The organism is Motiliproteus sp. SC1-56, assembly GCF_017309075.1.
In the GTDB taxonomy this organism is placed as follows: Bacteria; Pseudomonadota; Gammaproteobacteria; order Pseudomonadales; family Balneatricaceae; genus Motiliproteus.
In genome coordinates, this window is the sequence record NZ_JAEMGS010000009.1 from 151,503 (window position 1) to 177,918 (window position 26,416).

The following is a 26,416-nucleotide window of genomic DNA, read 5'->3' on the forward strand; positions in this document are numbered from 1 at the left end:
AATGCCCATAGTTGTACTGCTCTTGCTGTTAAGCCTCGCCTCCGGCACCCTCGCCAGCACCCTGCCGAGCTGCGAACGTAACGGCACCCTCGTCTACTCCCGTGACTGCCTGGACAACGAACCAGCCCCTGCCGCCCCCGGGGCTGATCACGCCCCGCACGCGTCGGCTTCAGCGCTGAAACCCGACGACTGCAGCCCTGCCGAGCTGGCCCGCTCCGCGTTCAAGGGCACACCGCGACTACGCCGTTGCGCACTGACGGCGGCCAAATCCGGCCAGGCCACCGAGGACGGCCGCACCCTGCTGCACTGGGCCGTGACCGGTGGTCAGGTGAAGACCGCACAGTGGCTGATCGACATTGGCGCCCCTCTCTCCGCGGGTTCACGCCGCGACCTCGGTGGCCAGCCCCTGCACCTGGCCGCCGAAGCCGGTGACAGGGCGATGACCCGTCTGCTGCTGAAGGCCGGTGCGCCGGTCGACGGGCGCGACCTTTTCGGTTATACCCCGCTGCACCGGGCCGCCGCCGCCGGGCAGGTCGCGGTAGTCGAGGCGCTACTGGCAAGCGGCGCCGACATTGAGGCCCGGGACCGGACCGGCAAGACCCCCCTGCTGTTGGCGGTCAGCCACCAGCGGCCCGAAATTCTGGACAGGCTGTTACAGGCGGGGGCTGACCCCGGCGTTTCAACCCACAAGGGCCGCAATGCCCTGCACTACGCCGAAGGTGATGCCGAGCTGATGGTAAAGGTGCTGGCCGCGGGTGCAGACGAGCCCCCCGCACAAGCGGGCAACAGCCCGCTGCGTAAACTGATCAAATCCGGCGCCGCCGCCAACTGGGAAAGCATCCGCCAGTTGCTCCTGCTGCGCCCCGACATGGCCCGCAGGGATTCCTACGCACTGCTGGTACTGAGCCTGGAACAGAACCACCTGCCCCTGTTTCGGTTGCTGCTGCAACAGGGCGCAAATGCCGGTGAGCTACGCCTGGCCAGGTTCCAGGAGCGCCCCGAGTTTCTCCGGGCGCTGCTCAAGCACGGGATCATGGCCCCCGCCCGGGGCGACGACAAGATCGCAGACTCCGCCCTCCCCCGCGGGGAAAACAAAGGCTAGCCCGGGCGTGAAAAGCCGTCCGGACCAGCCGCACCGGGGTACGAGGACCCATGCCACGGCGGGCCAAGCCCCGCCCCCCGTGACCTACACTAGCCAAAGCCGAACCACCACGTTTTAAGGAACCCAACCGATGGCTGCATCCAGCCCTGCCCGGATTATCAAAATCGCCCTGGCTTCATACAGTGCGGGCGGTCTATTCAAGCTGATTACCGGCCTGCTGACCGGTTCCGCCGCCCTGGTCAGCGAAGCGCTGCACAGTCTGCTCGACGCCGTTAACCAGGTGATTCTTTACCGCGGCACCCCTCGCGACGGCGCCGCGGCCCGCCACGTTTATGCCTATGGCGGCGGGCAGATGCACTACCGCCTCAACCTCTGGAGCGCGGTGGGGCTCTTTTCCATCGGCTGCGGTCTGGGATTGGCCTGGGCGCTGCTGAACCTGCTGGAGATCCGCGACGGCAGCCGCGACGCCGTCGGCTGGCCGGCCCTGCTGGCGCTGACAGGGGCGCTGCTGATCCAAGGCTACAGCCTGTGGCTGGCGGCCACGGCCTACCTCGAGTGCATGCGGGATAACGGCGAAAACAACCCGATCCGTTTTTTACAAAGTGGCGGCGATATCACCCTGTCCGTGATCGTGGTGCAGAGCACTGCCGGACTGGCAGGCCTGCTGCTTGCAGGGCTCGGTATCCTGCTGACTTGGCTCACCGGCAACCCGCTGTGGGATGCCCTGGCGGCGCTGCTGGTGGCGATCCTGATGGGGGCCGTCGCCTTTTACCTGGGCGCCCTCTACCTGCGCTACCTGACCGATGTCCGCGACCGCAAGGCCGAACGGGCCCTGGAAGCGCTGGTCGCCGCCCGTCCGGCGGTCCACCACTGTGAAAAGGTCCAGTCCCTGATCATGGACGACCACCGCACCCTGCTGTTTGCCGATATCGTGCTGGCGCAGGACAGCGCCGCATCCGGCCTGCTGCCCCGCATTCTGACCGAGAAAAAATACCTGCTCAGCCGTCTCCCGCCCGAGCAACGAGCCGATCAACGGCTCAATGCGTTCGTCACCGCCCGCGCCTCCATGGACTGCGCGCTCAAACGGGCGGAGCTGATCGCCGCCGAGCTGGAACAGAGCCTGCGCGAGCAGTTGCCGCAGGTTGCGGAGGTTTCGATCCGGGTCCGCGGCCTCAGCGACTTCGCACTTCCCAAAAAGTCCCGCCGCAAGCCGCCCCCCAGCCAGGACGCCGAATATATCGAACGGCAGTAACCTAATAACCCCCTGGCCACTTAAGCGTGAGCCGCTCCACCAGGAGCGGCCCCCTCCTGCCTTGAGCGCCCCCGCACCCAAGCGCCGGTTTCCTCTTCTCTCACGCCTCCACCCTCATTCTTCGCCCGACTTTCCGGCTCCGCCCCCTCCCGCCCGGTCTACGCCGGAGCCGGGCCGAAGTTTAAATTCAATCCCGGAAAAAACGCCGATACCGCATCTAGGGAAATAAACTTTCCTGCCGGGTTTTTATTTGAGAATATAGAGAGCCTCTCAAATCTAGCCGTGGATAAGATTCCTTCTCGCTGCCCACCTAAATAAAAACCAGGACCCAAGTAGTAAAAATATGTCGCAGATCAATCCCTACCTACCAAACTCCCTTGGCATGGAGCAGCCACAGCACGACGAAATTAACCTTTGAGATTTATTTCACAAATTGTGGCGCCGAAAACTGCTAATTGTTTTCGCCTCTACATTAATGGCGGTTCTGGTCGCCTGCTTCCATTTATTTAAACACTCGTTTTATTTACCTTCCGCTTATCAACTCCCTGTTATATTTACTTTTGAAGGCGCCGCTAATGGAGAATATCCTAATGGAGAACGCTTCATCATCGCCGACCTGACCGGTAATGAAGTGCTGCGCCAAGCCGCGGACGCGGTGGGGGCTCACGAGGATATTCTGGCGGCAACCCGCATTCACCCGGGCAACGGCCTGACCCACAGCGCGCGCGAAGCCCTTGAAGCAGAGCTTCAGCAGCGCAAGCTCAGCGACGCCAAGATAGAAACGCTGAATGAGGGGCTGGCCCACATTCAGCGCGAAGCGCGTAAATACGCGGTGCTGCACGTGGACCCGAATAAAACAAGCGCGCCCCCCGAGGTGATAAAAAACTACCTGATGGCGATCCCCAAGGCCTGGTCCCATCAAGCGGTGAACGACAAAAGCGTCTTGGAAATCAGATACCAGGCGGTAGGGGCCCCCTTTGTGCTGGACGAGCATGCCAGCATCATCAAGGAGGTTTTTCGCTTCGAAGGCTATTTAAAGCTGCTTGATCTATCAATTGCAGATCTTCAGAACTACGGGGTTGCTAACCTATCCGCATTCAGCGGGGCCGATGCCCAGAAATTATCAGAGATCGCGTTGAATCTTGACTCGATTCAAACCGAGTTAAATGACCTGATTTCCATGGTGCCGCCGGCGATCGATCGGGAGGAAAGCTCAACGGACCGCATCAGCGAATCCCTGCTGGCCGCCAAGCGCCTCAACCTCATGCTGGAGCTCACCCGGCTGCGCAACCTGGTACAGGTCTACGACGACAGCTTGGAGCTGCTCAATACCGATATTGCCTCCGCTTCCCGGGATCTCCAGGCGCAACGAGGAAACGAGCTGGCCCGCTCGGAAGCCCGCGGTGTCTATGCGCCCCAGATCTCCGACCAGATGTTCGATTCGTTGCTGCGAATCGGAAAGTCCGTCTCCGACTCCGAGCAACGAGCAACGAGCAGCCATCATCAACAAACGCATTGAAATCTCGGAAAAAATTCTTGAGGTAGAGATGCGTCTGTCCCGTTTAAGCGCGGAAAACGCCGCGACACAGGCGCTGCTGAACAAGAACGAGATTATCGACCACCTCAAACAGCACATCGCCCTGGCCAACCAGGTTCAAGCCCAGGTGTCGGCAGTGGCCCAACTGGTATCAAAGCAGGTGCTGAGCACCACCAGCGTCCTCTGGGAGCCCCTCGCCCCCCCCGACACGGCCACCCTGAACAGCCCGGCGGTCAAGCGCATCGCACTGCAGCTCATCGCCGCCCTGGTGCTGGGCGCCCTGATAGGCTTGCTGCTGGCCCTGCTGATCCCCCGGCGACAGCATGCTGCCTCCCCCATGGCTGAAGCCGGGCGGCCGCAATAAGGCTTGCATCACGCAGTGCCTAACCTGATCGCGGCGGCCCCCTAGGGGGTCGCTTAGCCCGACCTTCCCTACACGAACTCAATAAGTGAGATTCACCCCAAAACAGGCCCGGTAGCGTCACCATACCCATCAAGCGTGTATTTGCGCGGCCGATAGTGATAAACAACCTGAACCCCGCTTCTCGCTACAACCGGAGTCGTCATGTCCCTCTCGTTTAAACAGAAAATCACCTCCGTGATGCTAATCGCCCTGGTCTGTATCGGCGGTCTGGCCGTGATGTCGCTGCTGGCGATGAGCGCTATTTTGCAATCCCAGCAGCACCTCACCCGCCTGGGCGAACTGGCTGACAGCAGCATGGAGCTGCAGATCGAACTCTACGCCACCAGTGACCGGGCCGCCCATCTGCGCCCGGACAACTTGCCGGCGCTTCAGGCCCAGCTGGACAGGGTGGCAACGCAGTACCGGGACGCACTGGCTGAGGCGGCCACGGCAGCGACCGAAGCCGAGGTCGCCCCCTTGATCCAACCGATTCTGGAAGGGCTCGACAGCTACCTGCAGACCTTTCACAGCTGGCTGACGCTCAAGCAGGACTTCGGGCTGACCCCCGCCGAGGGCTTGGTGGGCGAGTTGAACCGCACAGCCGAGGAGCTCAACCGGGGGGTTTCCAACTTCTCCGGGCTGGCCGGTATTTTCCAGTCCGTGCGCCAGGCTGAAAAGGACTTCCTGCTGGCCGCCGCCCCTGCCGACGCCCGGCAGGCCCAGGATCTACTGGCGGAACTTCGCCAGAACCTGGTGGACTTTGGCTTCGACAAGTATGTGGCCCTGAGTGACCAGTACGGAACGCTATTTAGCCAGGTCAGTGAAGGCTACGCAGACCTGGTGCTGCGCGAGCAGCAGTTGAGCGGGGAGATGAGCACCCTGATCGCGGCCGCGGCTTCACTGGAGCGGCTGATCGAAGACGAACTGATGCCCCGGGCCCATGCCCGGTCCCAGGGTGCCGCCGCAGAGGCCAAGCCGATGATCCTGGGCACCCTGGCCGTGGCCCTGGGGCTGATCGCCGGCCTGTTGCTGGCCACCGGACGCTCTGCGGGGCTGGGCCTGCGGCGTACCATGGAGACCCTCGAGCAGGTCGCCGCCGGCGACCTGCGGGTCAAGATGGACGACCGCGGCCGTGATGAGTTCGGCGACCTGGCCCGTTCGGTCAACCGCATGAGCGACGGTCTGCAGGAAGTGGTGAGCCACGTGGCAGACAGCAGCACCGAGCTGAGCGCACTGTCCCATGACCTCTCCGGGGCGGTGAATAACATCGCCCAGGGGAACCAGCACGTCGCCGACCGCACCACCTCGCTCGCGGCCGCCACCGAGGAGATGAGCGCCACCGTAAGCGAAGTCGCGGAGACGACCCACCAGGTCAACGAATCCACCCGCGAGGCGCGCCGCAGCGCCCGCGAAGGGGGGCAGGTGATTTCCCGCGCCATTCGCGCTCTGGACGACGTGACCCAGGTGGTGGCCGAGACCGCGAACAAGATGGTGCAGCTGGGGGAGCAGTCCCAACGCATCGACGTGGTCATCGAGGTCATCCGCGGCGTCGCCGAGCAGACCAACCTGCTGGCACTTAACGCCGCCATCGAGGCGGCCCGGGCCGGTGACGCCGGGCGCGGCTTCGCCGTGGTCGCCGACGAAGTACGGGCGCTGGCAGAAAAGACGGTCAAGGCCTCCGATGAGATCACCGCGATCGTCCACGGCCTGCAGAGTGACACGCAGGGCGCCATTGCCGCGATCGAGCAAGGCAAGGAGCGCGCGGAAGAGGGTAACGCCCACGGCGCCGATGCCGCCGAGGCCGTCGCCACCATAGAGCAACAGGTGGAGATTGCATCCTCCGGCACCGACCAGATTGCCGTCGCGATTGAAGAGCTCTCCAGCACCGTCAAGGAGATGGCGTCCAGCATGGAAGCCATCTCGGGCTCGGTTAACGACACTACCCAGCAGACCCGGGCCATCGTCGACACCAGCCAGCAGGTCGCCGGCAAGGCCGCCGAACTGAAGCAGCTGACCACCCGCTTCAAGCTCAAGTCCGGCTAAACGGCTTCTCTCCCGAAAGCCCCCGGTTCGAAGTCCCCGGGGGTTTTCGCCGCCCTGCGCTCAGTCGCCCGAACCGGGTACGGCAGGCGGGGCGCCGTTATCCGCCGCTTTAAACATTCCCGGGGTCAACTGGTTTCGGTGCAGCAGCCGATAGAACTCGGTCCGGTTGCGGCCCGCCAAGCGCGCCGCTTCCGTCACCTGACCGTTGGTGATTTTCAGAAGCTGGATCAGGTAGTCGCGCTCGAACCGCTGCTTAGCCTCGGCATAGGTGAGGATACCGCTGGGCTTTTCGTGCAACGCCCGGTTTACCAGGGAGGCCGGCACCAAGGGAGTGGTGCCAAGCACGCAGCACTGCTCAACCACGTTCAACAACTGGCGTACGTTGCCGGGCCAGTCACAGCCGGTGAGCAGTTCCAATGCCTCGTTGCTGAAGTCGGTCACCCGGTGCGGGTGTTTTTCACCCTGGGTGCGAAGAAAATGGCGGGCCAGCAAGGGAATATCCTCTCGCCGCTGGCGCAACGGCGGAATAGCCAGGTTGACCACATTGAGCCGGTAGTAGAGGTCCTCGCGAAACGTCTCTTCTGCAATGGCCCGCTGCAGATCGCGGTGGGTAGCGGCGATGATGCGCACGTCGACTGCGATCGAGCGGGTCGAACCGACCGGTCGCAGCTCTTTTTCCTGCAGCACGCGCAGCAGTTTGGCCTGTAACGGCAAGGGCATATCACCGACCTCGTCGAGGAACACGGTGCCCCCCGCCCCCTTCTGAAACAGCCCTGCATGGGCGCTGGCGGCGCCGGTAAAAGCCCCCTTGGCGTGGCCGAAAAGCTCCGATTCCAGCAGCTGCTCGGGGATCGCCGCGCAGTTGATGGCCACAAAAGGCTTGTTGCAGCGCGGGCTCGCCTCATGCAGCGCCCGCGCCAGAACCTCCTTACCGGTGCCCGAGGCGCCCTGGATCAGAACGCTCACATCGCTGGCGGCAACCAGCCGCGCTTCGGCCAGCAGAGCCTCCATGGCCGGGCTGGCGGTAATGATCTGCCGACGCCAGTGCCGGTCTTCGTCCACCTCCGTCACCGGGGCTGCGGGCTCGGCCATCGAACCCGGCATCGCCACCGCCCGCGCCAGCAGGGCAAGCAGCGCCTGGTCCTCAAAGGGCTTGGTCAGGTACCCGAAGAGCCCCCGCTGGGTCGCCTGCACCGCATCCGGAATCGTGCCGTGGGCCGTCAGCACGATGACCGGCAACGCCGGGTCCTGGCGGTGAAGTTCGTTGAACAGCGCCATGCCATCGATCCCCTCCATTCGCAGGTCGGTGATCACCACACTGGGGCGGGAAACGCCTACCTGGGCCAGGGCTTGCTCTGCGCAACTGGCCGTCTGCACCTGGTAGCCCGCCGAACGCAGCCGAATGGAGAGCAGGCGTAACAGGCTGGCGTCATCATCCACCAGCAGCACCGAGCGCCGGACGCCGCTCACGACCAGCCTCCCAGCGCGGCTTCAGGCTTTCGCTGCGTCATGGGGCATGACCTCCTTGGATACGGGCAGCGCCAGCTCGAAACAGGCGCCCTCCCCCGGCGGGGAGACCTGCTTCAGTTCGCCACCCAGCTCTTCCATGTAACGCTTGGCGATGGCCAGCCCCAGGCCGCTGCTCTGCAAACCGCTCTCCCGGGCTCGGGCCCCCTTGTGAAACGGCTGGAACAGATGCTCGTGTTCTGCTTCCTCCACACCCGGGCCGTCATCGGACACCTGCAGATACAGCCAGCCCTGATCCTGGGTTGCGCGCACGGCGACGGTACCCGCCTCGGGGCTGAACTTGACTGCGTTCGCAAGCAGGTTTTCCAGGACGATGGCTAGGCGTGCAGGGTCCGAACTCAGCTGTACGTCGGGTACCTCGGTCACCCAGCGCAGCCGCTTGGTGTGTCGCTGCAGATCGAAGTTCTCGCCCACCTCGCTGAGCAGGGCGCGCAGCCTGAAGAGAGAGGGGGCCGTGCGGGGCTGGTTCAGCGCCTCGTTATAGCGCAGCAGGCCTTCGATCCGATGCTTCAACTCCGCGGAGCTGCTCTGCATGATGCTGACGATCTCCCGGTGCGATTCACCCAGCGGGCCCACCACGTCATCGTTCAGCAGAGCCGAGGCCTCCACCAGACTGGTGAGGGGTGTCTTCAGCTCGTGGGAGACCTCGCGAAAAAAGAACAGTTTTTTCTCTTCCAGCTCGCGCAACCGCGATCGAAGCCAATCCAGCTGCTGGCCCAGGTAGACCATGTCCCGCGGCCCCCGCACCCGGGGCCGGGTTTCCAGATCATTACGGCCCAGCCGGCGAATAGCCGCCGCCAATTCAAACACCGGGCGGCTGAGGACCCTGGACAGAACCGCCGCGAGCACGACCGAGAGCAGAATCAAACCACCGACCTGCCACATCAAAACCCGCTGAATCTCCCTGGCGGTGCGGTCCATGCTCAGGACCTGGGCGTTCACCACCTGGGTCGCCTGATCCACCACACCGATCACCACCTCCATCAGCCCCTCGAAATCCAGGCGGAAAGCCTCAAAGGGTTTTACCCCAGTGTCCGGTGCCTCCTGCAGGCGCGCAAACAGTCCCTTTTCCAAGGTTTCAAGGCGGCTCAACAGCGCCAACTGCTGCGAACTCCAGGGGATACGACGCAGGCCCGCCAAGGAGGCGCCGAACGCCTCGTGGGCCCTGCGCACGCGCTCAATCAGGGCGGGGTCCTCAAGCACGAAGTACTGGCCCGCCGTCCACTTAAGGTCCTCGGCATTTTCGGTGAGCTGACGGCTGAGCCGGGTGATGTCGGCAGTAACGTTAACTGCCCGTTGCCCCTCGTTGGCCATCTTTCGCAACGCATCGCTCATTCCGACAATCCCTCCCATCAGGGGGATAGCCACCAACACGAACCCCACCAGCAGCAGCATGGGAAAGGAGGGCGGAAGTCGGAAGGGCTGTTTCATGGCTGCTGCCGGAGTGAAAGCACGCCTGCGATTGGGTCCGAGGGAAGTATGGACCCTGAGCCGGGCTTTGCCTGCGTCGCCGGGCAACAACAATTATTAGGCTTTAAAATCAAGAAAATACGAATTTTCGCCTGATTATGTCTTTTGCCAGCGACAGGCCATCGCGCCCATCCAACTGGACAAGGGGCGCTGCCTATGTGCATTAGGCCATATAAATCAGAATGTTATCTTCAAATGGCACGGTTTAAGCTTCAGCACAGTGGAACCTGGACATCCACAGGGAGTGCGATCATGAATATTCAGGCCCTGGCCCGCATGACCGGATTGACGGCAACGCTGGTGCTTTCCGCATCGGCCCTGGCCGCCGGCGATGCGGCACCCGCTCAAACCGACCCTTTCCACCTGCGCATGGAAGCCTTCGATAAGTTGGATGAGAACCAGGACGGACAGTTGAGCGCCAGCGAAGGCAGCAAAGACCGGCGCTTGAGCAGGCAGTGGACCCGCTACGACACGGACGAGAGCGGCACCGTAGACCGTGCCGAGTTCAGCGCCTTCGAAGAAGATGCCGTGGGGAAAGATCCCGATTGACCCCAAGGCGGCCTTGACGCCGTGCTGCCATCACGCCCCCTCTAACCTGGTGAAATGCCCGCTGTCGCTAATAAGGAACAGACCAAATCCAAATTATTTCAACAACTTAAAAAAAACATGGCAAAAAGTGTATGAAAAAAACAACAAAGCCTGCGCCAGAATCGAGCCGCTCAACCGGCACCATTTAGGCAATTTGTTGATCTTCAAAAGCTTTGAGCAACTGGCATGCCACCTGCAATACCCTTGGCGAACGTTCACGGAAAACCGCCAAGGAGGAAGTCATGAAACATCGTTCAATCACAGGTCTTGCCGGCTTGATGACCGCCGCACTGTTTTCGTCTGCCGTTGTCGCCGGCGATGCAGAGAAAGGGCACAGCCAGTTCCAGATGCTGGACCAAGACCAAGACGGTGCGATCAGCGCCATGGAAGCTGAAAGCTCGCCTGAGCTTCAAAGCCAGTGGATGCAGCTGGACGGAGACGGCAGCGGCACCATTGATCAGGCTGAGTTCAGTGCGTTTGAGGAGATGCAGTCTGAGTCAAGCGACGCTGGGATGACAGAAGATAAGAGTTCCCAGTAGCCTGTCCCGGGGCTGTCCGCTGCAGCGCTGGCGGGCAGCCCTTTTTATTGCTGTTTATGCGCGCCTTTTGGGAAACGAACGTTCCCTGCCGTCATTATCAAGGATGAATCATGAATCACAGCCAATGGTTTCTATTGGTCGGTGCATTGTTATTGGTCATCGGTTTTACCGCACCTTCCATCAAGCGTCTTCCCGTCACCTCAGCCATTATCTACCTTGCGGTGGGAGTTGCCGTCGGCCCCACCGTATTGTCCCTGTTTCACATCAACCCGCTTAAGCAATCGGCCCTGCTGGAGATCCTGACCGAAGTCGCGGTGCTGATATCCCTGTTTGCCGCCGGCATCAAGATGCCGGTGCCGATCTCCCTGCCCCGCTGGCGCGCCCCCATTCTGATGGCCTTTGTCTCCATGTCGGCAACGGTGGGCATCATGAGCCTCTTCGGCCATTTTGTACTGGGGCTGCCACTGGGGGCGGCGGTGCTGCTCGGCGCCATCCTCGCCCCGACCGATCCAGTACTGGCCAGCGACGTACAGATACGCCACCCCGGAGACCGCGACCGACTGCGCTTCAATTTGACCTGCGAAGCCGGCATGAACGACGGCACCGCCTTCCCCTTCGTCATGCTCGGCCTTGGGCTGCTGGGCCTGAACGAAATCGGCGGACTGGGCATGAAATGGATGTTCACCGACGTGCTCTGGGCCACCGGAGCCGGCATTGCCATCGGCCTGCTGCTGGGAACCGCCGCAGGACAGCTGGGATGGGCGCTGCGCCGCCGTGATCCTAACTATCCGCTGCTGGACGACTTTATCGGCCTGGGCCTGATCGCCGCCACCTACGGCCTGAGCGATCTGGCGCAGGCCTGGGGCTCACTGGCGGTGTTCTTCGCCGCCGTGGCGCTGCGCCACCACGAGCACCGGCTCTGTCAACCTTGCGAGCCAACCGGCACGGGCGAAGCCGGGAGCATGGCAAACACCACCGTCAGCGGCGGCTCACTGGTATTCAAAGAGCACCTCGAGCGCCTCTCGGTGGTGATTCTCATTCTGCTTGTGGGAGGCACCCTGTTCCTGGATTCCTGGAGCCTGCGGGCGGTAGCAACAGCCCTCTTTCTGTTCCTGGTTGCCCGCCCGCTCAGCGTGTTTATCGGTCTGGCCTTCAGCCGCACGCCCGACAGACTCAAGGGGATGATCGGCTGGTTCGGTGTCCGCGGCATCGGCACCCTCTACTACCTGATGTACGCCATCCAGCACGGGCTGCCCGAAAACCTGGCGCTGGAGCTGACCCACCTGACGCTGATCGTGGTGACCCTCTCCATCGTCTTGCACGGCATTAGCGTCAAACCCCTGCTCAATCGCTTCTGGCGTTCGCAGGAACCGCCCTCCTTGGCACACTGCGCCAGCGCCTGAAGGGGGGCTGCAAGCCCCCGTCCGCGGAGCCCGCCCGAAGGCGGGCTCCGCATCGTCGTGAAAGCCAGCTCCCGTGCTTGAAATCATCCACCGCTGAGACGATTCTTCTTTGGCACCCCCGCGGCCGGTGACGCCGCCCCGGACGGCGGGGGCCGAAGACCCCGAGTGCCGCAATACACTGACACGGAGCGCGCCATGACCGATCATGAGCCCTCAAAGCCCCCCCGCCGCGACTTTTTCAGCCGTTACAGCCGCTGGCCGGCCAACCTGGAGCTTTCCCTGCTGCTAATGGTACTGGTCATTGGCGGCGGAGCCTGGGGGTTTATCAAGCTGGCCGAGGAAGTGCGAGAAGGGGAAACCCAGAACCTGGACGAAGCCCTGCTGCTGGCGATGCGAAACCCCGCCGACCTGCATGATCCCATCGGACCGAAATGGCTGGAGGAGCTGGGCCGGGATTTTACCGCCCTGGGCGGCATGGGCGTGCTGACGGCGCTGACCCTGGCGGTCATCGGCTACCTGTTACTGGTCAAGAAACACCGTACGGCCCTGCTGGTGGCGGCCGCGGTCGGCGGCGGCATGATTCTGAGCCTGCTGCTCAAGTACGGGTTCGACCGTCCCCGGCCCGACCTGGTGCCACACGAGTCCTACGTTTACACCACCAGCTTTCCCAGTGGCCACTCCATGATGGCGGCAATCACCTACCTGACCCTGGCGGCGCTGCTGGCAAGGGTGGAGAACCAGCGCCGGGTCAAGCTATATTTCATCGCGCTGGCGGCGCTGCTGACCATCGCGGTGGGCATCAGCCGGGTCTACATGGGGGTCCACTGGCCCTCCGACGTGCTGGCGGGATGGACAGCCGGCGCCACCTGGGCCTTGGCCTGCTGGCAATTGGGCCGCTGGCTGCAGCGCCGGGGAAAAATCGAACAAGCGGGCAGCGAACCGGAACTGAAATAGCGGCCGGCTGCCAGCCCCGATGCGCCGGTTTTGATCTTCCAATAAGGGAATGCTGATCACATGCATAACGGATTTCCAAGCCCCGCCAGTGTCTCGCTGGCGCTCCTGCTCCTGGCCCCACACCCGGCCTCGGCCCTGACTGAACGAAGCGACCTGGAAGACTGGTGCCGGGGCGGTTCGGCGGCAGCGGCCGGGCGCTGTTTCGGCTACCTGCTGGCGGCAGAGGACGCCCTGGCCCTCGGCCCGGTTGACGGAGTACAGGCCTGCTTGCCCGCCGACATCGGACTCGGCGAACAACACCGCCTTGTTATCCAGTGGTTGCAAGCCACCCCGCCCACACGCGATCAGACGGCGCTGGCGCTGGTCGCTCGCGCCTACGCGAGCGCTTACCCCTGTGAAGATAACCGCGAAGACGCCCCTGCCTCCTGAGACTCAATCGCAGGCTTCCTTGGCGCGCTGATCCCTTGCTCCTGATCCCTTGCTCCTGATCCCTTGCTCCTGATCCCTTGCTCCTGATCCCTTGCTCCTGATCCCTTGCTCCTGATCCCTTGCTCCTGATCCCTTGCTCCTGATCCCTTGCCCCTGACCCCTTGCCCCTTGCGGTCGGGGCGCGGCACCGGCCCCTACCCGCAGAAGCTCGCGCTTGATCCGTATCAAGGGCAGCCGTCTGGCAGGCGGTTAGGCTTGCATCTTCATTATTCTGAACAGAGGCAATTACGATGAGCTGTTGCGGATCCTGCGGCGGGGAAGAGAAAGACAAGGATAAGCGTCCCGAACAGGAACAGGGCAACCCCTGATCCTTAGACCTAAAAACCGCACCGGTCTGCCGCTGCGGTTTTTTATCCAGTGGAGACAGGCCTGTGCTCCACACGCGCCGGTTACTCCGCGGCGAATGCCGCCCTTTGCCGATGGACCCTTGCCGTTGGACCCTTGCCAACAATCTAGCGCACCACCAGCACCGAAGCCTTGGCGTAGGAGGCGAAGTAGCCGGCGTTAGAAGCGAACAGGTGCTCCACCAGCCCCGGTACGTGGGAAGCCATGACAACCAGGTCAGCCCCCTGCTCGTCTGCAGCTTTCAGCAGGGTTTTATCCAAGTCCACCGCCGGATCATTGCAGACATAGCCGCTGGTGCTGAACTTATTCAGCCCGTACTTCTCCGCCTGGGCCTGACCGAAAGCCTGCAGCTTTTTCGCATACTCGTTGGGGTTATGGGCAACCGCACCGGGGGTATCAGCGGTGACACCCACGTAACAGACCGGCAGGTCATAAAGCTTGGCAAGGTCGGCACCGGTCTGCAGCGCCTTTTCCAGGCGTTCGACGTGCGCCAGATCGACGGGGATCATCATCTGCGTATACATCGCAAGCCTCCATTGCGAAGTCGGCACCCGAAGGGCGCAAAGAATCTTTGCAGGAAGTATTGCAGAAGGCAGGCGCCGTCGCCCAAACCAACTCTAACGGGAAAATACCAGGTGCGCGTCTACCTGGCCCGCCTTCGAGGTGGCCCTCAGGTTGGCTTTCTCCACCGCCACGCCGTCGCGACTCAACGCCTCGACCAGCGCCATTATTGAGTTAAAAGCCGCGCCATCCAGCCAGAGGTCTGCCTCCAGGTCACTGCGGCTCTGCATCCGCTCGGGCTTAAGCTTGAGGCGGGCGGCATGGCGGGTGATCAGCTGCTGCACGGGCATGCCAGCCGTATTCGAGACGCTGGTGTGCTGTCGTAGCTGCTTTACCTCCGCCGCTGCGCTCTGCATCCATCCCAGCAAGGCCTGCTTTTCGGCCACCTGCTGATGCAGTTGCTGGTTCTGAACCGATAGCGGCCGCCAGATCAGAAGATACCCCAGCAACAGCGCAGCGGTGATTCCCCCCAGCCACAGCAGCAGCTTTTCCCGGCTGGAAAGGCGTTGGTAACGGGCACTGAGCATATTAGAGCACTCCCTCGATAGAAACCTGGCCCAGGGTAACCCCCTCGCGGGTGCTGAAACGTCCCAGCTTGCTGGCAAGACCCGCTTCTTGCAGTTTGGCGTTGAAGGCCTGCAAACGCTGGTATTCCGGCGCCTCCAGCTCCATTATCAGCTGTGCTTGGCCGCGCTCGTAACGCAGCCCCTTCAGGCTTAGCCCGGGGGCCGCGGAGAAGGCGGGAATAGTCTCTTCGAGAACGCCCAACAGCGGTGCTCCCCGCTGGCCCAGGCGCAACTGGTCGAGGGCGCGCTCCATCTGAACCCGTGGATTCACGATACGCTGGCTCTCGGGAAGCGCCTCACGGTAGACGGCGTTCACCTGCGCCTGCTGTGCATCGAGGCGGGCGCCCAGCCGTACGTTTTCGACAACCAGGGCACCCACGCCCAACCCCAGCAGCAGCAGCCCAAGAATGGCCGGGACCCGCCAGTTCTTCAGCAGATCGGCCACCGGGTCCCGCAATTTGAACGCCCCTTGCAGCAGGTTGACCCCAACCGACAGGGACATGGTTTCAGCCAGGGTTTCCAGCGGTGCCCGCTCGGGCGTGGTTTCCCGAGTGTTCAGCGCCGCGCTCTTTTCCAGCAGCGGCCGCCAGCTCTCCAGCTCCTCGCTCCGCAACGCCAAGCCGGCGCACCCTTGCCCCTTGATCAACAGGCGGTTTCCCTGGGACAGGGCCACCAGGGCGTCGCCTTCCACGTCCAGCACCTGGGCATCGGCGAATACGCCCTTGACCGGTAAGGCCGCATCACGCAGCCACCCTGCCCAGGCGCGAATCTGCTCGCGCAGCACCACGGCCACCGGATAGCGGTTGCTTTCCCCCGCCTCACCAAGGGCAAAGTGATAGGTCTGGGGCTCCTCGCAAAGCAGCTCTTCGAGTTGAAAAGGCACCGAATCCAGGGCGGCGCGACTGCGATTAGGTAGTTGCACCTCGCTCAACAGCACCTGTTCCTGGGGCACCAGCACGTAACAGGGGGACTCCACCGCCAGCGCTCCCAGCTGACTGAGCGCCTCAGGGCCTGAAAGCTCGCCGCTCTCCAGGGCCCGTGCTTCATCCTGGCTCCAAAGGAGCCACTCAATCGGGTCATTCGGCGTAACCCCTAGCCTGACCAGCAACCGCTTATCCATTCAGTACTCCGTAGTGGCGCCGATAGGTGACCGGTTTTCCTTCACGCACATAAATCCTTGTATACAGGATGAAATTAGAATCGTAATAGTTGACTTCCACCCTGGCCAGAAAAAAATCCGAGGAGACGCTGAGCTGCTCCTTCACCGTCTGATCCAGCGTCGCCGCCTGCTCCTCGTCGCTCTGCAGTTGCGACCAGAAGGCGTCCACATCCGCAAACCCCTCGGTCGGGCGACCCTCCATCACCCCCTTCACCTCGTCCACCGACAACTGACCTTGAAAAAGAGCCGCCAGTACCGGGAACTGGTCTGGCTGAAGGGTGTTGAGGTTGAGCTGCATGTTGGTATCGGGCAATGCACAGAACAGCGCCCGAAGCCGCGCCAGCTTCTCCTGCAGCGTCTCCTCCGCTTCCCCCGGCGGCTGGAAACCATCGATGAAATTAAGCTCGCTTAACCCCACCAAAGGGCCGTTGGCCGGCAGGTAGGGGGGCGAGAGGTTGGTGTAGAAAAGATCCTCCGCCCCGTCCAAGCCGGTGGGCAGGGTATCGGCATCCAGCCAGTCCCGTAGGGGCTCGATCATCGACTGGGCACGGGCGGTTTCGATATCGAGCAGCTGAAACAGGCGCTCGAACTGGCGCAGGGTTTTGGGACGCTGCTCCTGTTGCGCATCCTGGGGCGTCACCAGCACCGAGAGGGCGTTGAGGTTGAAGCAGGTGCGCTGATCATCGATCTGTAGCTGCATCATGCCGCCGTCGATGGGGTAGCTCAACAGGGCGCTGCTCCAGGCCTGGTCACGGTGAATCCGGTCGTCGGCCTGCAGCGCCGCTTCGATCAGCCCCCGCGCCAGCCGCTCACCCCCGAGGGCATACCAGTATGCCTGCTCGTACTGAGCGCGGTTGCCAGCCTGCTGAATATTCAGGTGGACCCGGGAGCCGAGCTGGGTGGCGACAATCGACATCAGCGCCACCACCAGCAATACCACCACCAAGGCGACCCCTCGTGCGTTTGCCGGCGGCGTTGGTCCTACACGTTTCATAAGCTCTCGTGAAGCAGCACGGTCTGCTCCACCCGCCCGTAGCGTTCAGTTTCCAGGGTGATCTGCAAGGCCTGGGGCAGCGCCAGGGGGCCGGCGTCAGGGCCGGCAGTCGTTGGCGGCCACTGGTCATGCCAGGTCTGTTCGGAGAAATAACGCACCTCCATCCCCAGTAGCGTCTCCATCAGGATGGCACTGTACCAGCGCTCCCCGGCCGGCGCGTCCGGAAAGGGCGAGCTGTCGCGAATCAGCCGCCCCTGCTCGAGCCGGTAGCGAACCCGCTCCAGGTGGGCGCTGGGCGGCACCCGGGTGAGGATGCGCCGCCCGGTCTTGTAAAAATCCAGCACCACCCCCTCCTCGACACCCTGTCCCGACTCACTGGCGCCCAGCGACTGCTCGCGGTAGTCGCCCTGCTCGGTGCGGCCACGCCGGGTCACCACCTGCTCCAGGTCCCGCCGCAACCACTGAAAAGACCGCTGCAGGCGCTGCAGTTCGTCGATACTGCTCCCGACAATGCGCTCGCTGCGAATACTGCTGTTAAGGGTCAGTGCGGCCGCCAGCCCCAGCACCGCCAGCAGCGCCACGGCCACCAGCGCTTCAAGCAGGGTAAAGCCATGTTCCCGCGCCAAGTCATGTTGCCGCTTCACGGCGTGGGCCCCATAAAAGCCTGGAGTTCACTGAGCACCGAGGCGGACCCCTCAGCAAGACGCACCCGCGCCGTCACCCGGCGCACGGTGGGCGTATCGGTCTTCTCCACCTGCTCGATCACACGAAAGCTGCGCCCGGCCATCTCCAGGATCTCGCTGCGCTCTCCCAACGCAGGCCAAGCCGGTTGCAGGTGCAGGGCAACCAGGTGGTTGTGAGCGAGCAACTCCGCAAAGTAGCGCACTTCCAACGCTTCGGCGTGGCGCCCCTGCTCGCCCACCACCTTCAGCAGGGCGCCGGCCGCCAGGGAGAAGATAAACAGCGCCACCAACAACTCCAGCAGGGTGACGCCGCGTTCAGCCCTTGGTATCACGGAGTCACCTCGCGCAGACGCAGGTCACCGCCGAAACTGGCCTCGATCTGCAGGGTGCGGGCAACGTCCGGATGGCTGAGACTCAAGGCGAAAGGACTTAGCTGTCCGTCGCTGACGATCAGCACCTGGGGCTGCTCCTGGTCGAGATCCAGTCGCTGTCCGCCCATGGCCAGGCTCAACCTCACCCCCTCGGCCAAAGGCTGCGCGCTCAGACGCGACAACGGGTCGACGGGGGTCCAGGTTTCCCCCTGCCGTCTGAAAAAACCGTACTCCTGGCTGTTCACCCGCAAACCGTAGTCCTGGTTGCGGTAGACCGCCTGTTCGGCGGCCAGGCCGATCTGGGCGTACAGCCGGCGCCCATCCCGCTCGAGCAGCTGGCGCGTCGAATCCGGCAGCGCCAGGGACACCGTCACCGCCAGCAGGCCGATAATCAGCACCACCAGCATCAGCTCCAGGAGGGTGAAGCCGCGGCTGTTACCAGTTGCCGATATCTGCCGCAAGGCCTTCTCCACCCAGCTCGCCGTCGGCGCCCGTCGAGTAGACGTCCACCGCGCCGTGTTCGCCGGGCTGCAGGTATTGATACGGATTGCCCCAGGGATCCGTGGGCAGGCGCTTGATGTACCCCTCGCTGTTGTAACGCTTGGGCTCGGGGCCGCTCTGGGGCTTGTTTACCAGCGCCTCCAGGCCCTGGTCGGTGGTGGGGTAACTGAAGTTGTCCAGCTTGTAGAGATCCAGCGCCTGCTCCAGCAGCGCCACATCGGCACGGGCCTTCTCCACCATGGCCTTATCCTGGTTCTGCAGCACGTTGGGGGCCACCACCGCCACCAGCAGCCCCAGAATTACGATAACCACCATGATTTCCAGCAGGGTGAAGCCCTGCGCGCGTCGCTTGTCGATCTTCGCCATCGGCGCTTTTTCTCCCTTTAAAACGAGGTCAAGTTGTTCAGTTCCAGAATGGGTAGCAGGATCGCCAACACGATGCAGAGCACGATGGCACCCATCACCAGAATCAGGGCCGGCTCGAACAGGCCCAGAATCCAGGCCACCCGGGTCTCGAACTCCGCTTCCTGGCTTTCCGCCGCCTTGTCCAGCATCTTCTCCAGTTCGCCGCTGCGCTCGCCGTTGGCGATCATGTAGATCAGAAGGGGAGGAAACGGCCCCGACTGTTCCAACGCCCGGGACAGGGAGCAGCCTTCGCGCACCAGGGTGGTAGCGTTCACCACCGCCTGCCGGAGGTGAAGATTGGTCATGGGACCGGTGGAGACCCGCAGGCTCTGCAGCAGATCGAGCCCGCTACCGACCAGAATCGCCAGGGTGCGCGAGAACTGCAGCGACTGCTGACCCAGCACGAAGGTGCGAACCAGGGGCAGGCGCAGCTGCAGGCGATGCCAGGCCTTGCGCCGGCCCGGGTCGCGCAGCCACCACCGTGCCAGCACAACGAGCACTGCCAGCACACCCAAGGCATGCAGTCCGTAATGCTGCAGGGCATCGCTGACGAAGATCAGTTGGCGGGTCAGCAGGGGCAGGGTCTGTTCGGCGTGCTCGAACTGCTCCACCACCTTGGGTACCACGTAGGTCATCAGCAGGACGATCACCCCGACCGCCACCAGGGTCAGCAACACCGGGTAGATCAGCGCCACCTGCACCTTGCTGTGGATACGCTGCAGCCGCTCACCGTGATCGGCCAGGCGGATCAGCACCTCGGCCAGGTGGCCCGACTCCTCCCCCGCCGCCACCATGGCGCGGTAAAGATCGTTGAAGCTGCGAGGGTAGTCGGCCAGGGCCGAGGCCAGGCTCTGCCCCTCCAGAATACGCGCCCGCACCGACAGCACCGTGGTCTTGACCCGGTGACTGTTGGTCTGACGGGTAATGGCGAAGAGCGCCTCCTCAAGCGGCATCCCCGACTCCAGCAAGGTGGCGAGCTGGCGGGTAATCAGGGCCACATCACGACCGGACAGTGAGCGCTCAAGCCGCCAGCCACGGCTTTGCTGCTGCTTCTCGGTGCCGGTGACATTGACCTCGGTCGGCAGCAACCCCCGCTCGCGCAGGAAGGCTCGGGCCTGGCGGGGGGAATCCGCTTCGATCACTCCGGAGCGTGCTTTCCCCTGGGTGGTAAGGGCGTGGTATTTGAACGCGGCCATAGATCAGTCGCTGCGGATGGTACGCAGCACCTCGCTCACCGACGTCACGCCCTGCCCCACCAGCCGGTGGGCCTCCTCCAGCAGCGAGCTCATTCGGGTCTGCAGGTGCTGTTGAATCTGCACTTCGCCGGCCTGCTCGTTGATCAGTTGTGCCAGGGCGCTGTCCATGACCACCAGTTCGTAGACCCCTACCCGGCCCCGGTAACCGGTGTGGTTGCAGGCCTCGCAGCCGCGCCCGTGAAAGCACTCGCTCCCTTCCAGGTGGGGGGCGCTGAGCATCTGCGCCTCTTCGGCGGTCATGGGTGCGGCCTGACGGCACTGCTTGCACAGGCGCCGCACCAGTCGCTGCGCCATCACGCCTTTGAGGCTGGAGGCTACCAGGTAGGCGTCGATACCGATGTCCCGCAGCCGGGTGATGGCCCCGGCGGCGCTGTTGGTGTGCAGGGTGGAAAGCACCAGGTGGCCGGTCATACTGGCCTGGATCGCCACTTCCGCGGTCTCGTAGTCGCGGATCTCGCCGATCATCAACACGTCCGGATCCTGGCGCAGCATCGCCCGCAGCCCCTTGGCAAAGGTCATCCCGGCACGGGTGTTGACCTGGGTCTGGCCGACCCCGTCGATGGCGTACTCGATGGGGTCCTCGACGGTAAGGATGTTGCGCGAGCGCTGGTTAAGCATGCCGAGCCCGGCGTAGAGGGTGGTGGTTTTACCCGAACCTGTGGGCCCGGTCACCAAGATAATGCCGTTGGGCTGCAACAGCAGCCGCCGGAACTGCTTGTGCACCTTCTCCGGCATGCCCAGATCCTCCAGGCTGAGGCGGGCGGTCTGTTTGTCGAGCAAGCGCAGCACCACCCGCTCGCCATAGCTGGAGGGCAGGGTCGAGACCCGCACATCCAGGGCCCGGCCGCCGATACGCAAGGCGGTGCGGCCATCCTGGGGAACCCGCTTTTCAGCAATGTCCAGTTTGGCCATCACCTTGATGCGGGAGATCAGCAGCGCCGCCAGCTTGTAGTTGGGGGAAAGCACCTCGCGCAATACGCCGTCTACCCGCAGCCGCACCGAGAGGCGCTTCTCGTAGGGCTCGATGTGGATATCCGAAGCCCCTTCCTTGATCGCCTCGGTCAGCAGCGCGTTGATCAGCCGGATAATGGGGGCGTCCCCCTCGGCCACCAGCAGATCCTCGTTCTCCGGCAGCTCCTCCACCAGCTTGAACAGATCCACCTCATCGCCGATCTGCTCCATCAGCTCCATGTTGGCCTGGCTGCTCTGCTGGTAGAGCTCGCCCAGGCGCAGCTCCAGCTGCTCGGGACTTACCTGCTCGAGCAGGAGCTCTGCTCCCAAAAAGCGCCGTGCCTCGATCAGCGCCGCCAGGGGTGTCTCCGCGGTATGAAAGCAGCGCTGCGGCCCCTCTCCCGGCTCCACCACCAGCCGGTGCCGGTTAGCAAAGGCGAAGGGCAGCTGGCGGGGTGCTGCATTCACCGGCTCCTCTTCTGCCAGCACCGTTTCCGCCAGCGCCGGATCTGCGATCTGCGACTGCTCCATAAGGGCCTACTCCTGGGGCGGCATCAGGTGCAGGGAGGTCGGCCCCATCCCGGTCCACTCGGGTAGCTGGGCGGGGTTGTCCTCCGTAAACAGCTCGATCTTGCGCTGCCCGTCCATCAGCTGGCGAGCGCGTATAAAGCCGTACTTGCTGCCGCTGACCTGGGCCACGCTCTGGGCGTCGCGGAGAATCGAGGGGCGAATAAAGACCATCAGATTGCGACGGGCGATGCGGCTGGAGTCGGAGCGGAACAACCTGCCCAGCACGGGAATGCTGCCCAGCCCCGGCACCTTGCTGGTTGATTCCTGGACATCGTCGTCGATCAGCCCACCGAGGACGATGGTGGCGTTGTCATCCACCATCACCGAAGTTTTGATCTCCCGCTTGTCGAGGATGATATCCGCGGCCGTGACCCCGGACAGGGAGGAGACCTCCTGCTCAATTTTGAGCTGCACCGCCGAGCCCTCATTCACCTGGGGCGTCACCTTCAGCTTGATACCGATATCCTGACGGTTGATGGTCTGAAAGGGGTTGCTGTTGTTGTCGCCCACGGTCTGGCCGGTGACGATAGGCACCTCGCTGCCCACCAGGATCGAGGCCTCCTGATTGTCCATGGTCACCAGGCTCGGGGTGGAGAGGATATTGGAGTCGCGGTCGTTCTGCAGCGCCTTGATCAGCATGGCGAAATCCAGCCCCTTGCCGTCGATCTGGCCGACCCCCAGGCTCAGGCCTTCAACGCCCGCCAGAATGCCCGCCAAGGTATCCTCGCTGCCGGTCAGCGCCGCGCCCGCCACCGCGTTGATACCGTTGCCGAGGTTGTTGAAATTGCTACCGGCCAGGGGCACGCTGGAGTCGCCGTCACGATCCAGGAACAGCCACTGAACGCCCAGCTCCTTGGCCCGGGCATCGGACATCTCGACGATCACCGCCTCCACCAGCACCTGGGCGCGACGGATGTCGAGCTGCTCGATGATCTGGTTGAGGCTGCGGATTATCTGCGGGCTGCCCGACATCACGATGCTGTTGGTCGGCTCGTGGGCCTTGATGTGGATGATCGGCGGCGGCGTTCCCGCCGGCGCGCTGTCGGGCTTTTCGGCATCGATAATGGACGAGCCGATACTCTCGAGTACCGACACCAACTCCCCGGCCTTGGCGTACTTGAGGTAATGAACCCGGGTGTTGTTATCTGTCTGGATGGCGCTGTCGAGCTCGCGAATCACGCTCAGCAGGTAGTCCCGGGTGGTCCCATCGGCTCGGATGACCAGGCTGTTGGTGCGTTTGTCAGCGGTGATAGTGGGTAACGCACCGCGGTTCTCTCCCTGAGTCTGCTCGCGCAGCAGGGTGGTGAGGGTCTGACTCAGGTCCTGGGCCGAAGCGTTCTTCAGCCGCACCACCTCGGTCTCCTTGCTGTCCGTGGTGTCTACCCGGTTGATAATGTCCAGCAAGCGCCGAACGTTGGACTCGCGATCAGTGATCAGGATCACGTTGGAGGCGGGGTAAGGGGCGATGATGCCGGTCTTGTTGTCCACCAGGGGACGCAGAATCGCCACCAGCGCCGCCACGTCCACGTTGTTCACCTGCACCACGCGGGTGACCACGTTCTCGCTTTCCCGGGGATCGGCGTTGCCGGCCCCCTGCACTTCCACCCCCTCGAGCTTGACCGCCTGCTGGGGAATCACCTTGAGGATGTTGTCCCCCACGTCCACCACGGCGAACCCGCTGACGCCCAACTGCACCAGGAAAATCTCGTAGAGCTCCTCCTGGGTGACCGAACGCGGGCTGCGAATGGTGATCTTGCCCTTTACACGCGGGTCGATGACGATGGTTTTGCCGGTCAACTCACCGATGGTGGCGATAAACTCGGACAGGTCCGTATCGCGCATATCAAGGCTGTAATCCTCGGAACTGCTGGCCGGCAGCGCCGTTACCGTCAGCGCCAAAGCCAGCGCCAGTGCCTCTATCAGCCGGTTTCTCTGTCTCAAACGTTTGCCCTTCCACACGTCCGCCCGCCCAAAGGCCGGCGCGATTAACGATATTTCTGCTCTAGGTTATTGTTATAGCGAGGGAAGTCGATTCCCTTCTCCCTTATCGGGTTTATCCTAACCGCAGCCAACCCTATTTACCAACCGCCACAGGCAGTGGCCTCAACGCTCCTCACTCAAGGCCGTCGCAGCAGACCTCGCTTGTTCAATCTGTGCCGTGGAGGAGGCCATTCCCTCCAGCCCCAGCGCCAGGTAGGCGCGGCTCATAATCGAAAGTGCTTCGCCCACGGCCGCCGCCTTCGGGTACTGCTCGATCAGGTAGCGGGCCCGGTTCAGTGCCGCGTCGGGCCGCTCTGCCGCCAGGTGCGCACGGGCTGCCTCAAGCTCGCGGCCTGCCAGCAAGGCGACCGTGGCCGCGTGCAGCTGGCTCCCCTGCTCAGCGAACGCGCTGGCTGGAAAGCGTTGCTGTAGCTGCCCGAGAGTCTGAAGCGCCTCTACGGTCTGGTGGTGCGCAGGCGCCGGCGTGTGGGCCAGCAGCGCCCTGGCTTTCAGGTAGAGGGCGTAATCCATCCGGTCATGTGCCTCGCCCCGGGCGATAACCTGCCGTACCAGCGCCAGGGCAGCCGGTGCGCGCCCCGACTCCAATTCGCAATACGCCAGCGCAAGCATGCCCCGTGCCCCGTAATCGCTCTCGGGATAGGCCTTCACCAGCGCCAGCAGCGGCGGTGTCGCCTGCTGACAGGCTTGCGCATCCACATGGGCCATCGCCCGGCGGTATAGACGCTCGGGATCAGCCTCGGGCGCTTCGGGCGCCGCCGGTTGAGGCGCCAAGGGTGCACATCCGGCAGCGAGCAGCAGCGCCACCAACAGCAGAGAGGTCACGCCATCACGGGGTAATGGCGCTACCATGCCAAGCGCCCCTGGCGCTGCAACCGCAGGGAGCCGTCGCGAGAGGCAAACCCGAGATCGAGAAACAGCGCATTCAACGCCTCAGTCTGGGGCTTGGCCTCAACCTCCAGCTGGTAGCGCCCGTCGGCGGTCAGGGAAAACTGCCCGGAGAGGCCGGCTTCCGCCCTTCCTGCCGTGAAAACACCTGTCAATCGCCGCTCGCGGCAACTCAACGCCAGTTGTACACCCTGCAGCGGATTTAGCCTGGAAGCCAGCATCCCCTGCCAGTCATCAATCAACAGCCGCCCCTCCTGGAGCCCTTCGCACCCCTCAGAACCCCAGGCAAAACCATTGACCAGTCCGTTGAGCTGCACATCCAGCATCAGGGGCATGCCGTTGATGTTGTCGATCAGCTCGCCCAGGCGCCCGTCGATACGCACCTGGTCCAGATACAGGTTACCGTCGGCGCCCAAGCCGGCCTGGCCCTGGATCACGTCCTGCCCCACCTCAAGCTCATAACCCAGCCGGCCACGCAGCAAGGCCTGCGGGCTGAAATCCCATGTCAGCCCCTGTACGCCCCTGAAACTCTCACCCGCTGCCAACTGCCCATGCCACAGCGAGCCCTGGGCCGCGGGCAGCGAAAGGGCCGTGCGATCTTCAATCCAGGAGAAAACCAGCGACGCCGGCACCAGCACCACCAGCGCCAGCAAATAAAGAAGAACAAACCCCAGCAGCAACTTGCGCCAGGACGGTTCCCGCTCGGTCACGGACAGCTCAGAGCTCAACTTCTATCTCCTGCACTTCGTCCCCGCGCTTGATACCCACCTGGATCCGCTGCTCCGAGCGTACCAGCTCCATCAGCTGGGGCACGTTGCCCGGGTTGGTAATGTCTACGCCGCCCACATGGGTGATCACGTCGCCGGTTCGAAGCCCGAGCCGGTGAAACAGTTGCGGCTCGCGCCCGGGCTGAAGCTGGTAGCCGTCGAAACGGCCGTTCTCGGCGTGGGGCCGCAACTGGACAAAGCGCCCGAAAGAGAGAGGATCGCTGACCACGCGCTCGCGAAAGTCCCCCAGCACCCGCCGAATATCGGGCTCGTTGAGGTCGATGCGCTGAGGAAGTGCGCCACTGGACTGAGGCTGGGGTGCCGCCACCACACCTTGACCGGGTGGTGACGGGCGTCGATTGGCCTCGAGCTCGACGTACTGGCGGGTACCGTTAACATCCAGCACCACCCGATCGGCCAGGATTTCCACCAGGCGGGCGTTGGGATCAATGCTCAGGGTATCGCCAACCGCGTAGGCGCGCTGACGGTTGCGTTCAGCCAGGATGGCCACCGAGGAGCCGGCCTCAGGGCCTTTCACAACCCCCAGCAGGCGTACCGCCAGCCGGCTCTTAACCTCGGGTTTGGGCGCCGCGGCCACAGGCTTGGGTTTGACCTCTTCACTGCCGAAGAACGCCGCCTGTTCCAGGCGGGCCAGATCGACGCGGGACTCAGCCTGAGTCGGCAGGGATACCGGTGTTGACGTAGTCGCCGCCGACAGCGTCCGGGGCTGATAAAGATCCCAGGTTAAATCAGCGGCGCTTACCGCCACCAACAGCAGTAACGACCAGGTCATCAAAATCCGTATACGTACCATGCCCATCCGTTGCCTAATACACCTATGGCGACCGGCTGCCATTTTATGCGTTTCTGACGTTTGCGACAGCAGGTCCGGCAATCATCATACCACCGGAATCTTCAAGACGCTCGCAAGCGCTTGATTCAAACATCGGCATACTACCAGCCACCGCCAAAAACACCTTAAAACGATTTATCTCAATTAGTTGCTAAACTCCCACGGGCTGAAAACAGAGGAGGATCCAGCAGCCGTGCTGACGTATTTTGCAGCCCTGGGCGCCCCCAACGCCCAGGGCCTT

The 26,416-nt window shown here is 63.2% G+C and carries 26 protein-coding genes; 10 read left to right on the forward strand and 16 right to left on the reverse strand.

Going from position 1 to position 26,416, the window contains the following annotated elements:
• Window position 1: 1 nt before the first annotated feature.
• From JGZ97_RS11865 to JGZ97_RS11885, 5 genes are all read left to right on the forward strand, one after another.
• Window positions 2–1,102 carry an ankyrin repeat domain-containing protein gene (locus JGZ97_RS11865; protein WP_207062836.1) on the forward strand — a complete coding sequence of 367 codons (1,101 nt, stop codon included), beginning with the start codon at window positions 2–4 and terminating at the stop codon, window positions 1,100–1,102.
• Window positions 1,103–1,232: 130 nt separating this feature from the next.
• The gene (locus JGZ97_RS11870; RefSeq protein ID WP_207062837.1) at window positions 1,233–2,354 is read left to right on the forward strand and encodes a cation transporter; all 1,122 of its coding nucleotides are present in this window, start codon (window positions 1,233–1,235) and stop codon (window positions 2,352–2,354) included.
• Window positions 2,355–2,829: 475 nt separating this feature from the next.
• A complete protein-coding gene (locus tag JGZ97_RS11875) occupies window positions 2,830–3,873 on the forward strand; it encodes a hypothetical protein (RefSeq protein WP_207062838.1) in 1,044 nt (347 codons plus the stop codon).
• Window positions 3,874–3,901: 28 nt separating this feature from the next.
• Window positions 3,902–4,255: a hypothetical protein gene (locus JGZ97_RS11880; protein WP_207062839.1), complete on the forward strand. Its 354-nt coding sequence runs from the start codon at window positions 3,902–3,904 to the stop codon at window positions 4,253–4,255.
• A 201-nt stretch (window positions 4,256–4,456) separates the two neighbouring features.
• The gene (locus JGZ97_RS11885) at window positions 4,457–6,337 is read left to right on the forward strand and encodes a methyl-accepting chemotaxis protein (protein ID WP_207062840.1); all 1,881 of its coding nucleotides are present in this window, start codon (window positions 4,457–4,459) and stop codon (window positions 6,335–6,337) included.
• A 60-nt stretch (window positions 6,338–6,397) separates the two neighbouring features.
• Here the strand turns inward: JGZ97_RS11885 and JGZ97_RS11890 are convergent, their stop codons facing one another.
• Window positions 6,398–7,807, reverse strand: a complete 1,410-nt coding sequence (locus JGZ97_RS11890) for a sigma 54-interacting transcriptional regulator (RefSeq protein ID WP_370584050.1) — start codon at window positions 7,805–7,807, stop codon at window positions 6,398–6,400.
• A gap of 21 nt (window positions 7,808–7,828) precedes the next feature.
• Complete coding sequence (locus JGZ97_RS11895) at window positions 7,829–9,295, reverse strand: HAMP domain-containing sensor histidine kinase (protein WP_207062841.1); 1,467 nt, start codon at window positions 9,293–9,295, stop codon at window positions 7,829–7,831.
• A 291-nt stretch (window positions 9,296–9,586) separates the two neighbouring features.
• On the opposite strand from JGZ97_RS11895, the gene JGZ97_RS11900 reads away from it, so the two are divergent.
• From JGZ97_RS11900 to JGZ97_RS11920, 5 genes are all read left to right on the forward strand, one after another.
• The gene (locus JGZ97_RS11900; protein WP_207062842.1) at window positions 9,587–9,883 is read left to right on the forward strand and encodes a hypothetical protein; all 297 of its coding nucleotides are present in this window, start codon (window positions 9,587–9,589) and stop codon (window positions 9,881–9,883) included.
• 281 nt (window positions 9,884–10,164) lie between these two features.
• Complete coding sequence (locus tag JGZ97_RS11905) at window positions 10,165–10,461, forward strand: hypothetical protein (RefSeq protein ID WP_207062884.1); 297 nt, start codon at window positions 10,165–10,167, stop codon at window positions 10,459–10,461.
• Window positions 10,462–10,571: 110 nt separating this feature from the next.
• Entirely contained in the window at window positions 10,572–11,864 is a 1,293-nt protein-coding gene (locus JGZ97_RS11910; protein WP_207062843.1) for a sodium:proton antiporter, read from the forward strand.
• A gap of 195 nt (window positions 11,865–12,059) precedes the next feature.
• Window positions 12,060–12,818, forward strand: a complete 759-nt coding sequence (locus JGZ97_RS11915) for a phosphatase PAP2 family protein (RefSeq protein ID WP_207062844.1) — start codon at window positions 12,060–12,062, stop codon at window positions 12,816–12,818.
• Between the two features lie 60 nt (window positions 12,819–12,878).
• Complete coding sequence (locus JGZ97_RS11920) at window positions 12,879–13,247, forward strand: Rap1a/Tai family immunity protein (RefSeq protein ID WP_207062845.1); 369 nt, start codon at window positions 12,879–12,881, stop codon at window positions 13,245–13,247.
• Between the two features lie 512 nt (window positions 13,248–13,759).
• On the opposite strand, the gene JGZ97_RS11925 is transcribed toward JGZ97_RS11920, so the two are convergent.
• The 14 genes from JGZ97_RS11925 to gspC all read right to left on the reverse strand — a co-directional run bounded on the left by JGZ97_RS11925 (window position 13,760) and on the right by gspC (window position 26,115).
• The gene (locus JGZ97_RS11925) at window positions 13,760–14,176 is read right to left on the reverse strand and encodes a universal stress protein (RefSeq protein ID WP_207062846.1); all 417 of its coding nucleotides are present in this window, start codon (window positions 14,174–14,176) and stop codon (window positions 13,760–13,762) included.
• Window positions 14,177–14,269: 93 nt separating this feature from the next.
• Window positions 14,270–14,740, reverse strand: a complete 471-nt coding sequence (gspM, locus tag JGZ97_RS11930; RefSeq protein ID WP_207062847.1) for a type II secretion system protein GspM — start codon at window positions 14,738–14,740, stop codon at window positions 14,270–14,272.
• Between the two features lies 1 nt (window position 14,741).
• Window positions 14,742–15,899 (reverse strand): type II secretion system protein GspL, encoded by a 1,158-nt coding sequence (gene gspL / locus JGZ97_RS11935; RefSeq protein ID WP_207062848.1) that lies wholly within the window; start codon window positions 15,897–15,899, stop codon window positions 14,742–14,744.
• On the reverse strand, window positions 15,892–16,932 hold the full coding sequence (gspK, locus tag JGZ97_RS11940; RefSeq protein ID WP_207062849.1) for a type II secretion system minor pseudopilin GspK: 1,041 nt from the start codon (window positions 16,930–16,932) through the stop codon (window positions 15,892–15,894). Before gspK ends, gspL begins: the two co-directional genes overlap by 8 nt.
• Complete coding sequence (gspJ, locus tag JGZ97_RS11945) at window positions 16,929–17,576, reverse strand: type II secretion system minor pseudopilin GspJ (RefSeq protein ID WP_207062850.1); 648 nt, start codon at window positions 17,574–17,576, stop codon at window positions 16,929–16,931. The genes gspK and gspJ overlap by 4 nt, the downstream gene beginning before the upstream one ends.
• Window positions 17,573–17,947 (reverse strand): type II secretion system minor pseudopilin GspI, encoded by a 375-nt coding sequence (gene gspI / locus JGZ97_RS11950; RefSeq protein WP_207062851.1) that lies wholly within the window; start codon window positions 17,945–17,947, stop codon window positions 17,573–17,575. The genes gspJ and gspI overlap by 4 nt, the downstream gene beginning before the upstream one ends.
• Window positions 17,944–18,447, reverse strand: a complete 504-nt coding sequence (gene gspH / locus JGZ97_RS11955; protein WP_207062852.1) for a type II secretion system minor pseudopilin GspH — start codon at window positions 18,445–18,447, stop codon at window positions 17,944–17,946. Before gspH ends, gspI begins: the two co-directional genes overlap by 4 nt.
• The gene (gene gspG, locus JGZ97_RS11960; protein WP_207062853.1) at window positions 18,422–18,853 is read right to left on the reverse strand and encodes a type II secretion system major pseudopilin GspG; all 432 of its coding nucleotides are present in this window, start codon (window positions 18,851–18,853) and stop codon (window positions 18,422–18,424) included. The genes gspH and gspG overlap by 26 nt, the downstream gene beginning before the upstream one ends.
• Before the next feature lie 17 nt (window positions 18,854–18,870).
• Window positions 18,871–20,088 (reverse strand): type II secretion system inner membrane protein GspF, encoded by a 1,218-nt coding sequence (gene gspF, locus JGZ97_RS11965; RefSeq protein WP_207062854.1) that lies wholly within the window; start codon window positions 20,086–20,088, stop codon window positions 18,871–18,873.
• A gap of 3 nt (window positions 20,089–20,091) precedes the next feature.
• Window positions 20,092–21,630: a type II secretion system ATPase GspE gene (gene gspE / locus JGZ97_RS11970; protein ID WP_207062855.1), complete on the reverse strand. Its 1,539-nt coding sequence runs from the start codon at window positions 21,628–21,630 to the stop codon at window positions 20,092–20,094.
• A gap of 6 nt (window positions 21,631–21,636) precedes the next feature.
• A complete protein-coding gene (gspD, locus tag JGZ97_RS11975; RefSeq protein WP_242521710.1) occupies window positions 21,637–23,610 on the reverse strand; it encodes a type II secretion system secretin GspD in 1,974 nt (657 codons plus the stop codon).
• A 162-nt stretch (window positions 23,611–23,772) separates the two neighbouring features.
• Window positions 23,773–24,519, reverse strand: a complete 747-nt coding sequence (locus JGZ97_RS11980; protein WP_207062856.1) for an outer membrane protein assembly factor BamD — start codon at window positions 24,517–24,519, stop codon at window positions 23,773–23,775.
• A complete protein-coding gene (gene gspN, locus JGZ97_RS11985) occupies window positions 24,513–25,283 on the reverse strand; it encodes a type II secretion system protein N (RefSeq protein WP_207062857.1) in 771 nt (256 codons plus the stop codon). The genes JGZ97_RS11980 and gspN overlap by 7 nt, the downstream gene beginning before the upstream one ends.
• Window positions 25,273–26,115, reverse strand: a complete 843-nt coding sequence (gene gspC / locus JGZ97_RS11990; protein WP_207062858.1) for a type II secretion system protein GspC — start codon at window positions 26,113–26,115, stop codon at window positions 25,273–25,275. Before gspC ends, gspN begins: the two co-directional genes overlap by 11 nt.
• Window positions 26,116–26,416 lie beyond the last annotated feature (301 nt).

What these genes read in the sequence shown, in the direction of transcription:
- JGZ97_RS11865 (WP_207062836.1), top strand. Translation starts at nt 2, where the DNA reads ATGCCCATAGTTGTACTGCTCTTGCTGTTAAGCCTCGCCTCCGGCACC.
- JGZ97_RS11870 (WP_207062837.1), top strand. Translation starts at nt 1,233, where the DNA reads ATGGCTGCATCCAGCCCTGCCCGGATTATCAAAATCGCCCTGGCTTCA.
- JGZ97_RS11875 (WP_207062838.1), top strand. Translation starts at nt 2,830, where the DNA reads ATGGCGGTTCTGGTCGCCTGCTTCCATTTATTTAAACACTCGTTTTAT.
- JGZ97_RS11880 (WP_207062839.1), top strand. Translation starts at nt 3,902, where the DNA reads ATGCGTCTGTCCCGTTTAAGCGCGGAAAACGCCGCGACACAGGCGCTG.
- JGZ97_RS11885 (WP_207062840.1), top strand. Translation starts at nt 4,457, where the DNA reads ATGTCCCTCTCGTTTAAACAGAAAATCACCTCCGTGATGCTAATCGCC.
- JGZ97_RS11895 (WP_207062841.1), bottom strand. Translation starts at nt 9,295, where the DNA reads ATGAAACAGCCCTTCCGACTTCCGCCCTCCTTTCCCATGCTGCTGCTG.
- JGZ97_RS11900 (WP_207062842.1), top strand. Translation starts at nt 9,587, where the DNA reads ATGAATATTCAGGCCCTGGCCCGCATGACCGGATTGACGGCAACGCTG.
- JGZ97_RS11905 (WP_207062884.1), top strand. Translation starts at nt 10,165, where the DNA reads ATGAAACATCGTTCAATCACAGGTCTTGCCGGCTTGATGACCGCCGCA.
- JGZ97_RS11910 (WP_207062843.1), top strand. Translation starts at nt 10,572, where the DNA reads ATGAATCACAGCCAATGGTTTCTATTGGTCGGTGCATTGTTATTGGTC.
- JGZ97_RS11915 (WP_207062844.1), top strand. Translation starts at nt 12,060, where the DNA reads ATGACCGATCATGAGCCCTCAAAGCCCCCCCGCCGCGACTTTTTCAGC.
- JGZ97_RS11920 (WP_207062845.1), top strand. Translation starts at nt 12,879, where the DNA reads ATGCATAACGGATTTCCAAGCCCCGCCAGTGTCTCGCTGGCGCTCCTG.
- JGZ97_RS11925 (WP_207062846.1), bottom strand. Translation starts at nt 14,176, where the DNA reads ATGTATACGCAGATGATGATCCCCGTCGATCTGGCGCACGTCGAACGC.
- gspM (WP_207062847.1), bottom strand. Translation starts at nt 14,740, where the DNA reads ATGCTCAGTGCCCGTTACCAACGCCTTTCCAGCCGGGAAAAGCTGCTG.
- gspL (WP_207062848.1), bottom strand. Translation starts at nt 15,899, where the DNA reads ATGGATAAGCGGTTGCTGGTCAGGCTAGGGGTTACGCCGAATGACCCG.
- gspK (WP_207062849.1), bottom strand. Translation starts at nt 16,932, where the DNA reads ATGAAACGTGTAGGACCAACGCCGCCGGCAAACGCACGAGGGGTCGCC.
- gspG (WP_207062853.1), bottom strand. Translation starts at nt 18,853, where the DNA reads ATGGCGAAGATCGACAAGCGACGCGCGCAGGGCTTCACCCTGCTGGAA.
- gspF (WP_207062854.1), bottom strand. Translation starts at nt 20,088, where the DNA reads ATGGCCGCGTTCAAATACCACGCCCTTACCACCCAGGGGAAAGCACGC.
- gspE (WP_207062855.1), bottom strand. Translation starts at nt 21,630, where the DNA reads ATGGAGCAGTCGCAGATCGCAGATCCGGCGCTGGCGGAAACGGTGCTG.
- JGZ97_RS11980 (WP_207062856.1), bottom strand. Translation starts at nt 24,519, where the DNA reads ATGGTAGCGCCATTACCCCGTGATGGCGTGACCTCTCTGCTGTTGGTG.
- gspC (WP_207062858.1), bottom strand. Translation starts at nt 26,115, where the DNA reads ATGACCTGGTCGTTACTGCTGTTGGTGGCGGTAAGCGCCGCTGATTTA.